Origin of the sequence: Allobosea sp., assembly GCF_048595345.1 — a bacterium.
GTDB lineage: Bacteria > Pseudomonadota > Alphaproteobacteria > Rhizobiales > Beijerinckiaceae > Allobosea.
In genome coordinates, this window is record NZ_JBMDWH010000068.1 from 48,626 (window position 1) to 60,005 (window position 11,380).

Consider the following 11,380-nt stretch of genomic DNA (forward strand, 5'->3'; position numbering starts at 1 on the left):
CCCGGCCCGGAAAATCAATCGCGGAGGTGGAGCCGAACCCGGCCTGTCCCTCAGCCGCTGATGCGCTCGACGATCGCGCCGCAACGGGTGAGCTTGGCCTCCAGCGCCTCGAAACCGCGGTCGAGATGGTAGACGCGGTTGATCGTGGTGTCGCCCTGCGCCGCGAGCCCGCCGATCACCAGCGAGACGGAGGCCCGCAGATCGGTCGCCATCACCGGCGCGCCGGTGAGCTTGGGCACGCCCTCCACAATGGCGACGTCGCCATCGAGACGAATGCGGGCGCCGAGGCGGGCGAGCTCCTGCACATGCATGAAGCGGTTCTCGAAGATGGTCTCGCGAATGCGGGAGGTGCCCTGCGCCACCGTCATCAGCGCCATGAACTGGGCCTGGAGATCGGTCGGGAAGCCGGGGAAGGGTTCGGTCTCGACATCGACCGGAGCGATACCGCCGCCATTGCGGCGCACGCGCACGCCATCGGCCGTGGCGCTGACCTCGGTGCCGGACCGGACGAGCACGTCGAAGGCGGCCTGCAGCAGGTCGAGCCGGGCGCCCTGCAACTCCACATCGCCCCCGGTCATGGCCACCGCCATGGCATAGGTGCCGGTCTCGATCCGGTCGGGCAGGACCGCATGATGCGCCCCGCCCAGCCGCGCGACGCCCTCCACGACGATGCGGGAGGTGCCGGCGCCCTCGATCTTCGCGCCCATCTTGGTCAGGCAGGCGGCGAGATCGGTGACCTCAGGCTCGCGGGCCGCGTTCTCGATCACGGTGGTACCCTTGGCCAGCACCGCCGCCATGAGCGCGGTATGCGTGCCGCCGACCGTGACCTTCGGGAAGACGATCTCCGCGCCCTTCAGCCCCTGAGGCGCTCTTGCGAGCGCATAGCCGTTCTCGATGGCGATCTCGGCACCCAGGCGCTCCAGCGCCATCAGCAGCAGATCGACAGGCCGGGTGCCGATGGCGCAGCCGCCGGGAAGGGACACCTTGGCCTCCCCCATGCGGGCGAGGATCGGCGCGATCACCCAGAAGCTCGCGCGCATGGTCGAGACCAGCTCGTAGGGCGCGCAGGTGTCGACGATCTGGCGGGCGGTCAGCGAGATGGTCTGCCCCGTCTCGGCCGACTGGCCGATGCGCCGGCCGGCGACGGTGCGATCGACGCCGTGGTTGGAGAGGATGCGCGAGAGCGCCGTCACGTCCGACAGGCGCGGCACATTGGTCAGCGTCAGCGTCTCGTCGGTCAGCAGGCTCGCGATCATCAGCGGCAGCGCGGCATTCTTCGCGCCGGAGATCGGTATGACGCCTTCGAGGCGCTGGCCCCCGGTGATGCGGATCTTGTCCATGGTGATGTCCTCGGCCGGCGGCTGCGGCCGCGGCATGGCATTGTCGGGTTAATCAGCTCCGCCGATCGTCGGCCTGAGCGGGCGGGGAAGGTCGATCGCAGGCCGCTTCCTCCGTGCGACGGGCGCGGGCCTGCGCCTTGCGGCGCTTCAGGTTCTCGCGCAGCGCGGCGGCGAGGCGCGCCTGCTTTTCGTCTTCGGCGGTGGAACGAGTCACGGCATCAACTCGGACGGTGCGGGGGCTTCACGAGAACTTGGAACCGACAGGCGCAGACCCTTCAGGCGCAGACCCTCTTGGGCCAAATCCCTTGCCCCGGCAAGCAGTTGGATCATCGTGACCGCACGCTGAGGAAAGAACGCGACGATCGCCGGCAAAGGCGGCGGATTCGCGGCGCCATCGTTAGCCGCGCATCGGCCCGCCGGCAAGAAGATCGCGCGACGTGCCGATCCGGCACATGCGAGATACCGGGCGGCGTGTCCTTCCGGGGCAGCGGCGGCTCGCGCCGGTCGCCGCCGCCAAGGCCGCACCCCTCGCCGGAGCCGTCCGCAGCGGGCGCCGCGCCGCCCGATCTGGCCGATGCCGGGCGGGACTGCCCAGACGGCACGGATTGTGCCTGAGAGGCGCCGCGTCGAAGGCTTCTGCGGCCTGACCTTTGGTCAGCGAAATTACTTAATGACATTAACCATTTCCCGCAGATTTCGTTTACACTTCGTTAAGCTCGTTTAAGTTGGCGCGGTGAGGTTGCGGGGAGTTGCGGCATGTTCCAGTCAGTGACGGCGAAGGCACCCATTCGGCATCCGGCTTTGGCCGAGAGCTGCGAAGTCATCGATGCGATCCGCTACAATGCGGGCTTTCTGCCCGAAGTCGAACTCGCCTATGAGGAGGCGATCAAGACGCTCTGGATCACGATCAAGCCGGAGCTGAAGCCGGTCTTTACGCTGCAGCTGCTTGACAGCCTGGTGAAGATCCAGGGCGCGGTCTTCGCACTCTGGGGCGCCCCGGACCAGTATCACCGGGCTCCGGTGCGCTTCCTCGCCTTCCGTGGCACGGGTCCGTTCTTCACCCTGGGCGGCGATCTCGACTTCTATCTGGACTGCCTGGCGCGGAACGACCGGGCGGCGCTCACCGAATACGCGCGGCTCTCGGCGGAGGGCGCGGTGTGGAATGCGAGTGGTCTCAACGGCCTCGTGATCACGCTCTCGACGATCCATGCCAAGGCGATCGGCGGCGGCATCGACGCGCCACGCTCCTGCAACGTCATGATCGCGGAGGAGCAGGCCTCGTTCGTCTATCCGGAGATCAAGTTCAACCACTTCCCGATCACGGCGGTGGCGATCCTGTCGCGCCGGATGGGCCAGCGCGCCGCCGAACAGATGCTGCTCTCCGGCGAGGAGATGAGCGCGCGGGAATTCCACCTTGCCGGCGGGCTGGAAGCGGTGGTCCCCGAGGGCACGGGCGAGGCGTGGATCCGCAAATACTGCGCGGAGTCGCTGCCGATCCACGCGGCCCGGACCGCGCTGTTCTCGGCCTTCAACCGCCGCTCGGGCGATCTGCGCGAGGAATTGGCGCATCTTGGCCAGATCTGGGCCGATTGCATGCTGCGGCTCAGCCCCAGCGCGATCTCCAAGCTCCAGCGCATCGCCCAGACGCAGGACCGCATGTTGGCGCGGGTCTATCAGCGGCACGTCGCCCACGCCTGAACCCGCCCGGCGGCGCGGCTCACGAAGCGTTTACCTCTCCCGTTTAGAACCAATTCCACTGCGCGCCGACCGGACATGCCGCAAGCGCTCCAGCTTGCTGCGGAAAGCGGAATTGAATGGCAGACGCTCTCAAGCGTTTGAACGGGGCTGCCCAGGGAAAGGTCGGAGAGGTCGACCTGACCGGTTATACGCTGCTGGTCAATTCCCTGTTCTCCTCGCCTGCCTCGATCGTTCCCGGCGGCATCGCCGGCATTCTCACCCCGCTCCTGTGCTGGGTTTCGACGCGCGACAGCGTCTTCCTCACGCTGACGCTGCTCGTCACGCTGATCGTGGCGCTGCGCTTGATGACGGTGGCGGCCTATCGCCGGCGCAACCATGCCGACGACAGCTATACGCAGACCCGCCGCTGGGACCGGAATTATTTCCTCGGCGCAACGGCCTTCAGCGCGGCGCTCGGCTACAGCTGCTATGTCGCGCTGGTCGACACCAACGACGCGGCCGCGCACATCACCTCGGTGTCCTCGACCATCGCGCTCGCCTCGGGCTATGTCTCGCGCAATGCCGGACGGCCGAAATTCGTCGCGGTGCAGCTGCTGATGTTCTGCGTGCCGATGGCTTTGGGGCTCATCGGCGCGAGCAACCCCTATTACCGCTATATCGGCTATTTCGCTTTTCTCTATGTCGCGGCGAACATCGCGATCACCAATTCGCTTCACCGCAACCTGCTGGCACTCAGCGACGCCACCAAGCAGTCCAAGGCGCTGGCCTCGGCGCTGCACTCACAGAACCTGACGCTCGACGCCGCGCTCAACACCATGATCGACGGGCTGGCGATGTTCGACCGTTCGCTGAAACTCGCCGTCAGCAACAAGCCGCACGCCGCGCTCTACGGCCTGCCCGACACACTCGCCCTGCCGGGCACGCCTCTGACCGCGATCGCGCGGTTTCTGGTCGAGCGGGAGGTGATCGATTCCGAGCAGCTGAAGGATCTCGGCGCCGCGCTGGCGGATGTGCAGGCTCAGCAGCAGCCGGCCAGCCGCGAGGTCGCCACCCGCACCGGGCTGATCCTGGTCGTGACCTTCGCGCCCGCGGCCGAAGGCGGCATTCTGATGCTGACCGAGGATGCGACCGAGCGCAAACGCACGGCGGCGCTCATCGAGCAGATGGCGCGCTTCGACGAGCTGACCGGCCTGCCGAACCGCTTCGAATACAATACCCATATCGCCGAGGCCTTCGCCCGGCTCGAGCGCACGGGCGAGATCTTCGCCCTGCTCTACGTCGATCTCGACGGGTTCAAGCAGGTCAACGACACGCTCGGCCACGATATCGGCGATCTGGTGCTGATGGAGACCGCCAGCCGCCTGCGCGGCGTCACGCGCGGCAACGACCGGCTCGCCCGCTTCGGCGGCGATGAATTCCTGCTGATCCTGCCCTCCGCCAACCACACCGTCGTCAGGGCGATCGCCCAGCGGATGATCGACGTGATGGCGCGCCCCTTCGATGCAGACGGCAAGACGGTCTACGTCACCGCCAGCATCGGCATCGCCATGGCGCCGCATGACGGATCGAATGCCGCCGACCTGCTGCGCCATGCCGACACCGCGCTCTACAAGGCCAAGGCCGCCGGGCGGAACGTGCTGATCTTCTTCAACCCGGCCATGGCGGAGGAGATCAGCGAGCGGCACGATATCGAGACCGATCTGCGCCAGGCCATCGCCGAGCGGCAGCTCTCGCTGCATTACCAGCCGATCATCGACCTGAAGACGCAGAAGATCGTCTCGCGGGAGGCGCTGATGCGCTGGCACCATCCCGTGCGCGGCACGGTGCCGGCCGGCATCTTCATCCCGATCGCCGAGCAATCGGGGCTGATCGGCGAGATGGGCGACTGGGCGATCCTGCAGGCCTGCAGGGACGCCGCCGGCTGGGACAGCGATATCGGGGTGTCGGTCAACGTCTCGACGCTGCAGTTCCGGGATCCGCGCCATCTGGTCGAGACGGTCAAGAGCGCCCTGCTGAGTTCTGGCCTCGCCTCCTCGCGCCTGACGCTGGAGATCACCGAATCCGTCCTCGTGGACGACAGCAAGCAGGCGCTCTCGGTGCTGGAGGGGCTGCGGGCACTCGGGGTCAGCTTCGCGCTGGACGATTTCGGCACCGGCTATTCGTCGCTGGCCTATCTGTCGAGCTATCCGATCGCGCAGGTGAAGATCGACCAGAGCTTCGCGCGGGACGTGCATCTCAGCGAGGTTTCCAAAGCGATCATCGAAGCCGTCTGCCAGCTCGCGCGCCGACTGCAGATGACGGTGGTGGTGGAAGGCATCGAGACGGACCAGCAGCGTATCGCGGTGCAGCTGCTCGGGGCCCAGCGCGCTCAGGGTTATCTCTTCGGCCGGCCCCAGCCGCTCGTCCCCGCCCCGAACGACAGCGACCGCGACGTCGCCTGAAGAGAGGCGGGAAATCGCTTCCCCGCCTTGATTCCGCCGGGCCGACGACGCATCAGCGAAGCGAGACAGGCGGAGCGCATCATCCATTGAGCGACGGCGAGGCCAGGGCGGCGAGACAGGCCGCTTCGACACCCGATCTCTGCGTCATCGGCGCGGGGGCCCGCGGCATCGCGATCGCCAGCGCCGCCGCCGCCTTCGGCGTGCCGGTGGTGCTGGTCGAGCGCGGCGAGCCCGGAGGCAGCGAGGCCGCGCTCGTCCTGAAGGCGCTGGTCGAAGCCGGCGCAAGGGCGCAGGCGATCCGCGATGCCGAACGCCTCGGCGCCGGGACCGATCCCGCCCCGTGGCGCGGCGAACGCCTGCACGATCACGTTCAGCGGGTCCTTTCGGTGCCGCGCGCCAACCACAGCGCCGAGCGGCTGGCCGCGCTCGGCATCACGCTGCTGCGCGGTGAGGCTCGCTTCGTCAGCCGCAGCACGGTCGCGGTGGGCGACCGGCGGATCAAGGCGCGGCGCTTCGTCATCGCCACCGGCTCGGCACCCGCTCTGCCGATCGCCGTCGCCGGGCTGGATCCCGCCACCGTGCTGACCGAACACGGCCTGGCCGGTATGGTGCGGCTGCCGGAGCGGCTGGCCGTGCTGGGCGGCGGGCCGCGCGCGGTGGCGCTGGGCCAGGCGCTGCAGCGGCTGGGCAGCAGCGTCGCGATCGTCGCACCGAGCGGGCTGCTGCCGCAGCATGATGCCGAGGCGGTGATGCTGCTGCGCCGCCGCCTGCTGCGCGAGGGGCTCGAGCTGCATGAGGACGCCGACATCGCGGGGGCGGAGGGCGACGCGAAGGGCGTGCGCCTGACAGTCGCGGCGGCCGGCGGCGAGAGGCTGATCGAGGCGAAGAGCGTCCTGGTGCCGGGCGACGCGCGGCAGGCACAGATCGGCGGGCTCGAACTCGACCTCGCCGGCATCGGCAGCGACGATGCGGGGATCGTCGTCGATGCCGGGCTGCGCACGGCCAATCGCCGGGTCTATGCGGTCGGCAGCTGTGCCGGCGGCGCGGCGGCCGTCACCGACGCCCTGGCGGGCGATGAGCATGTCGGCCTCGTGGTCAAGGCCGTGCTGCTGCGGCAGGCCGGGCGAATCGAGCCCGCGCGCATTGCCCGAACCGTCTGGAGCCGGCCCGGCATCGCGACGATCGGCGCCCCGCTGGCGGCGGCGGACCAAGCGCCGGGGCGCCTGCGTGCCCTGCGCTGGCCCTTCGCGGAGACGCCCGCCGCCCTCGCAGCGGGCGAGAGCGAGGGTTTCGTCAAGATCGTCACCGATGCGAAAGGCCGCGTCCTGAACGTGACCATCGCCGGCGATGGCGCCGGCGAGTCGATCGCGCCCTGGTGCGTCGCGCTGAAGGCGGGACTCACCGTGCGGCAGCTGGCGGAGGTCGCGTTTCCAGGACTGTCACTGTCCGAGGCGTCGCGCCGGGCCGCCCTCGCCTTCCTTCTGCCGAGCACCCGCAGCCCTGCGATCCGGCGCTGGATCGGGCTGCTGCGGCGGCTCGGCTGAGGGCGCCGGATGCAGAACCGGCCGCTCTCGATCAGCATGCCGCGCAGCCTGACGCGGCTCGGCCTCTCGGCCAAGCTGCTGCTCGTCACGGTGTTCTTCGTCATGCTGGCGGAAGCGCTGATCTATTTCCCCTCCATCGCCAATTTCCGGCGTAACTGGCTGAACGACCGCATCGCGGCGGCGCAGGTGGCCGCGCTGGTGCTGGAGGGCGCACCGGAAGACGGGCTTCCGGAGGGCAGCGAAAACCGGCTGCTGATGGGTGTCGGCGCACGCGCCATCGCGGCGCGGATCGGCGGGGCGCGGCGGCTGCTCAGCCTCGATTCGATGCCGCCGCCGGAGGTCTCGCGCTCGGTGGATCTGCGCAGCCTCGGCTGGATGGGCGCCGTCGAGGAGGCCGTCGCTGTCCTCGTCTCGCCGGCGACGATGCCGATCCGGGTGGTCGGGGAAGCGGTCGGCGGGGCCGATTTCGTCGAGATCGTCATCGACGAGGCGCCCTTGCGCCGGGCGATGCTGAAATTTTCCTGGAACCTCCTGCTGATCTCTCTCCTGCTGACGGTGCTGACAGCGATCGCGGTCTATATCGCACTGAATGCGATGATCATCGGGCCGATCCGGCATCTGGCCGCCAATGTCATGGAGTTCGAGGCCGATCCGGAAAACCCGCAGAAGGTGATCGCGCCCACGCTGCGGGCGGACGAGATCGGCGAGGCGGAGCGGGCGCTGGCCCGCATGCAGGCGACGCTGTCCGACGAGCTGCGCACCAAGAAGCATCTCGCCGAACTCGGGCTGGCGGTCAGCAAGATCAATCACGACCTGCGCAACATGCTCGCGGCGGCGCAGCTCATGTCCGACCAGCTGGTGGAGACGCGGGACGCCAAGATCCGCCGCTTCGCGCCGCGCCTCATCGCGACGCTGGGGCGTGCCATCGATTTCTGCCAGGCGACGCTGGCCTATGGACGGGCGGCGGAGGCGACGCCGGTGATCCGCCCGGTCGGGCTGCGACAGCTCGTGGCCGAACAGGGCGAACTGCTCGGGCTGAGCGAGAAAGGGCTGCTGCGCTTCGAGAACGAAGTGCCGGCCGAGCTCGTCGCCGCCTGCGATCCCGACCAGATCGCGCGGGTGCTGACCAACCTCATGCGCAATGCGGCGCAGGCGCTGACGCAGGCGGGGACGGAGGGGCGCGAGCGGCCGACCCTGACGATCGCCGCCGCCGCGACCTCGGGCGGGGTCGCCCTGCGCGTGATCGACAACGGCCCCGGCGTTCCGGCACGGGCCCGGGCCAATCTCTTCCAGGCCTTTCGCGGCTCGGTCACGCCCGGCGGAACGGGGCTGGGGCTCGCGGTCGCGGCCGAGCTGGTGCGGCTGCATGGCGGCACGATCGAGCTCGAGGACTCGCAGACCGGCGCGGTCTTCAAGGTCTTCCTGCCGGCGCGGCGCGGCTGAGGCGTGTCCCCCGTCGCCGCGAGATCGCTTCGCTCGCCATGACGCTGCGCGTTGCGCAGCTCTACTGGCTCGCCCAGATCACCCGGGCCATGAAGGCGATGTCGGCGAGGTTGAGCACCCGGTCCGGATGGTCGGGATTGAGCGAGGCCAGCTCGATCGTCTTCAGGGTCTGGCGCTTGAGCTGCTTGGCCAGCACCTCCCCTTCGAGCGTCTTGACGACCACGCGGTCGCCCCGGCGCACGGCGGCGGTGGGCGAGACGATGATGGTGTCGCCGTCGCGATAGAGCGGCAGCATCGAATCGCCGGAAATCTCCAGCGCATAGGCCTTCTCGTCCTTGGCGCCGGGGAAGGCCACCTCCTCCCAGCCGGAGCCGACCGGAAAGCCGCCATCGTCGAAAAACCCGCCCGAGCCGGCCTGGGCGAAACCGATCAGGGGAATGGTGCGCGCCGGCGCGGCATCCCGCTTCATCACGGCAGCCATGAACTCGTCGAGGGACGCACCCGTCGCGAGCAAAATCTTGGCGATCGACTCGGTGGAGGGCCAGCGTTCGCGGCCATCGGGCGCGATGCGCTTGGACCGGTTGAAGGTCGTTGCGTCGAGCCCTGCCTTGCGGGCGAGGCCAGAGGCGGTGAAGCCGTAGCGCTGGGCCAGCGTGTCGATCGCTCCCCAGATCTGATCATGTGACAGCATCGCGCAGGCCTCTTATCGCTCACGCCGCCGGGCGGGGGATTCGCGATTAGGAAATATCGCCTAGTCAGTGAGATTTCAATCCGATTCTTGCCGCATTCGGCAGGCGGCTTGCCCGGGCTTCCCACGACGGGCTAGATCGTCCGCCCGCCCGATGCGAGGCTTCCGATGCCGCTGATCTACAAGATATGCCCCGCAGCCCTCTGGGCCCAAGCCGAGCGCAGCGGCCGGTTCGACGGCGCGCCGGTCGATCTCGCCGACGGCTATATCCATTTTTCCACCGCCGAACAGGCGCGGGAGACGGCACGGCGGCATTTCGCCGGGCAGGACGGGCTGCTGCTCATCGCCGTCGAGGACGGCGATCTCGGCCCGGCGCTCCGCTATGAGCCCTCGCGCGGCGGCGCGCTCTTTCCGCATCTCTACGCTCCGCTCGAACTCGGGAGCGTGCGCCGGGTCGTGCCGTTGCCGCTTGGGCCGCAGGGGCATGTGTTTCCAGACGATCTGGCGGGCTGAAGGCCGGCGTAGCGGTTTCCTGCGCGGGCGGCTTGCGCTAAAGCGCGGTCATGCTCTCGCACCTCTTCTCGCTCGCGCGCCCCCTCATCCACAGCCTCGATGCCGAGACGGCCCATCGGCTGACGGTGACGGGGCTGGCGGCGGCGCCGCTGCGCAGGGCGGGCGCGGACGATCCGGTGCTGGCGACGCAGGCCTTCGGCCTTTCCTTCCCCAACCCGGTCGGGCTGGCCGCCGGCTTCGACAAGAATGCGGAGGCGATCGACGGGGCGCTCGCGCTCGGCTTCGGATTCGTCGAGGCGGGCGGCGTCACGCCGCTGCCGCAGCCCGGCAATCCACGCCCGCGCGTCTTCCGGCTCGCCGAGGACGAGGCGGTCATCAACCGCTACGGCCTCAACAGCGAGGGCATGGAGGCGGTGGCGAAACGGCTGGCTACCCGGCGCGGGCGCGGCGGCCTCGTCGGAGTCAATCTCGGCGCCAACAAGGACTCGGCGGATCGGGCGGCCGACTATGCCATTCTCGCGCGCCGGCTGGCGCCGCTGGCCGATTTCCTGACGATCAACGTCTCCTCGCCCAACACGCCGGGGCTGCGCGACCTGCAGGCGGAAAACGCGCTGGACGATCTGGTGGCGCGGACGCTGGCGGCGCGGGACGAGGCGAATGCGGGCGCCCGGCTCACGCCGATCCTGCTCAAGATCGCGCCCGACCTCACCCTGCCCGAGCTCGACGGCATGGTCGCGGTCGCCCGCAAGCGCGGCATCGACGGCATGATCGTGTCCAACACCACGGTCGCGCGCCCGGCGAGCCTGCGCAGCGCCGCGCGCGGCGAAACCGGCGGACTCTCGGGCAAGCCGCTCTTCGAGGCCTCGACCCGGCTGCTGGCCGAGACCTTCCTGCGCGTCGACGGCCAGTTCCCGCTGATCGGGGTCGGCGGGATCGATTCGGCCGAGACCGCCTTCGCCAAGATCCGCGCCGGCGCGACGCTGCTGCAGTTCTACTCGGCGATGGTGTTCAAGGGGCCGGGGCTGGCTGGGCAGATCAAGTCCGGCCTCGCGGACAGGACGCGCCGGGCGGGCCTGACGCGCCTGACCGCCCTGATCGGGCGCGACGCCGCCGCGATCGCGCGCGGCGAAGGGCTCTGAGCGTCAGCGGCGCGCCGCGAACAGCCGGCTGATCAGCCAGAGCGGGATCACGATCATCGCGCCGGCGACGATCCACTGCCCGACATCGCGCACCGCGCCGAAGCCCATGCCCGTGAGCGAGCGCAGGAAACGCACCGCCGATTCGTAGAGCGACTGCGGGCTCAGGCCGAGAAAGGCCAGAATCGCGCCGACGATCAGCGAGATGAAGACCAGACGGATCAGGACCCTGAGCGGCGAGCCGCCGAGAAACCGTTCCATGGAAGCAAGGGCCGTTCTGTTGTGCCGCCCGGAGCGTCGGGCGGTGGACGAGGTCTTAACCTGAAAGCCATCGCGGTTGAATGGCGCGTGAATGACGGTTTCAAGCGTTTTTCTGACGCTCGTCACTACTCCGTCATCCCCGGGCTCGCCCCGGGGTCCATCGAAGAGCACCGAACCCTCCGATGAATCCCGGATCAGCGCCGCTGCGCGGCTTGTCCAGGATGACGCGGAGGTTCCGAGGCCCTCTCAGGCCGTTGCGGAGGCTCCGGCCGTGGCCCAGGCGGTGCCGGCGATCTTGGAGGCGGCGATCACGGCC

At 69.2% G+C, this 11,380-nt stretch carries 10 protein-coding genes; 6 read left to right on the forward strand and 4 right to left on the reverse strand.

Annotated features, from left to right (window positions below):
* Positions 1 to 50: 50 nt before the first annotated feature.
* Both murA and ACOJTB_RS08130 read right to left on the reverse strand, forming a co-directional pair.
* Positions 51 to 1,340, reverse strand: a complete 1,290-nt coding sequence (gene murA / locus ACOJTB_RS08125; protein WP_420102032.1) for a UDP-N-acetylglucosamine 1-carboxyvinyltransferase — start codon at positions 1,338 to 1,340, stop codon at positions 51 to 53.
* A 52-nt stretch (positions 1,341 to 1,392) separates the two neighbouring features.
* A complete protein-coding gene (locus ACOJTB_RS08130) occupies positions 1,393 to 1,554 on the reverse strand; it encodes a hypothetical protein (protein WP_420102022.1) in 162 nt (53 codons plus the stop codon).
* 542 nt (positions 1,555 to 2,096) lie between these two features.
* On the opposite strand from ACOJTB_RS08130, the gene ACOJTB_RS08135 reads away from it, so the two are divergent.
* The 4 genes from ACOJTB_RS08135 (at position 2,097) to ACOJTB_RS08150 (ending at position 8,466) form a co-directional block, all read left to right on the forward strand.
* Entirely contained in the window at positions 2,097 to 3,038 is a 942-nt protein-coding gene (locus ACOJTB_RS08135) for an enoyl-CoA hydratase-related protein (protein WP_420102023.1), read from the forward strand.
* A gap of 116 nt (positions 3,039 to 3,154) precedes the next feature.
* Positions 3,155 to 5,479, forward strand: a complete 2,325-nt coding sequence (locus ACOJTB_RS08140) for a putative bifunctional diguanylate cyclase/phosphodiesterase (protein ID WP_420102024.1) — start codon at positions 3,155 to 3,157, stop codon at positions 5,477 to 5,479.
* Positions 5,480 to 5,565: 86 nt separating this feature from the next.
* On the forward strand, positions 5,566 to 7,023 hold the full coding sequence (locus ACOJTB_RS08145; protein ID WP_420102025.1) for an FAD-dependent oxidoreductase: 1,458 nt from the start codon (positions 5,566 to 5,568) through the stop codon (positions 7,021 to 7,023).
* A 9-nt stretch (positions 7,024 to 7,032) separates the two neighbouring features.
* Positions 7,033 to 8,466, forward strand: coding sequence for a sensor histidine kinase (locus ACOJTB_RS08150; protein WP_420102026.1), 1,434 nt, complete (start codon positions 7,033 to 7,035; stop codon positions 8,464 to 8,466).
* Between the two features lie 61 nt (positions 8,467 to 8,527).
* Here ACOJTB_RS08150 and ACOJTB_RS08155 read toward each other — a convergent pair whose 3' ends face one another.
* Positions 8,528 to 9,157 (reverse strand): S24 family peptidase, encoded by a 630-nt coding sequence (locus ACOJTB_RS08155; RefSeq protein ID WP_420102027.1) that lies wholly within the window; start codon positions 9,155 to 9,157, stop codon positions 8,528 to 8,530.
* 165 nt (positions 9,158 to 9,322) lie between these two features.
* On the opposite strand from ACOJTB_RS08155, the gene ACOJTB_RS08160 reads away from it, so the two are divergent.
* Together ACOJTB_RS08160 and ACOJTB_RS08165 are read left to right on the forward strand one after the other, a co-directional pair.
* Entirely contained in the window at positions 9,323 to 9,667 is a 345-nt protein-coding gene (locus ACOJTB_RS08160) for a DUF952 domain-containing protein (RefSeq protein ID WP_420102028.1), read from the forward strand.
* A 50-nt stretch (positions 9,668 to 9,717) separates the two neighbouring features.
* The gene (locus ACOJTB_RS08165) at positions 9,718 to 10,806 is read left to right on the forward strand and encodes a quinone-dependent dihydroorotate dehydrogenase (RefSeq protein ID WP_420102029.1); all 1,089 of its coding nucleotides are present in this window, start codon (positions 9,718 to 9,720) and stop codon (positions 10,804 to 10,806) included.
* 3 nt (positions 10,807 to 10,809) lie between these two features.
* On the opposite strand, the gene ACOJTB_RS08170 is transcribed toward ACOJTB_RS08165, so the two are convergent.
* Positions 10,810 to 11,235 (reverse strand): DUF6460 domain-containing protein, encoded by a 426-nt coding sequence (locus ACOJTB_RS08170; protein WP_420102030.1) that lies wholly within the window; start codon positions 11,233 to 11,235, stop codon positions 10,810 to 10,812.
* Between the last annotated feature and the right edge of the window lie 145 nt (positions 11,236 to 11,380).

Coding starts and splice junctions, on each gene's coding strand:
- murA (WP_420102032.1), bottom strand. CDS start 1,340: ATGGACAAGATCCGCATCACCGGGGGCCAGCGCCTCGAAGGCGTCATA.
- ACOJTB_RS08135 (WP_420102023.1), top strand. CDS start 2,097: ATGTTCCAGTCAGTGACGGCGAAGGCACCCATTCGGCATCCGGCTTTG.
- ACOJTB_RS08140 (WP_420102024.1), top strand. CDS start 3,155: ATGGCAGACGCTCTCAAGCGTTTGAACGGGGCTGCCCAGGGAAAGGTC.
- ACOJTB_RS08150 (WP_420102026.1), top strand. CDS start 7,033: ATGCAGAACCGGCCGCTCTCGATCAGCATGCCGCGCAGCCTGACGCGG.
- ACOJTB_RS08155 (WP_420102027.1), bottom strand. CDS start 9,157: ATGCTGTCACATGATCAGATCTGGGGAGCGATCGACACGCTGGCCCAG.
- ACOJTB_RS08160 (WP_420102028.1), top strand. CDS start 9,323: ATGCCGCTGATCTACAAGATATGCCCCGCAGCCCTCTGGGCCCAAGCC.
- ACOJTB_RS08165 (WP_420102029.1), top strand. CDS start 9,718: ATGCTCTCGCACCTCTTCTCGCTCGCGCGCCCCCTCATCCACAGCCTC.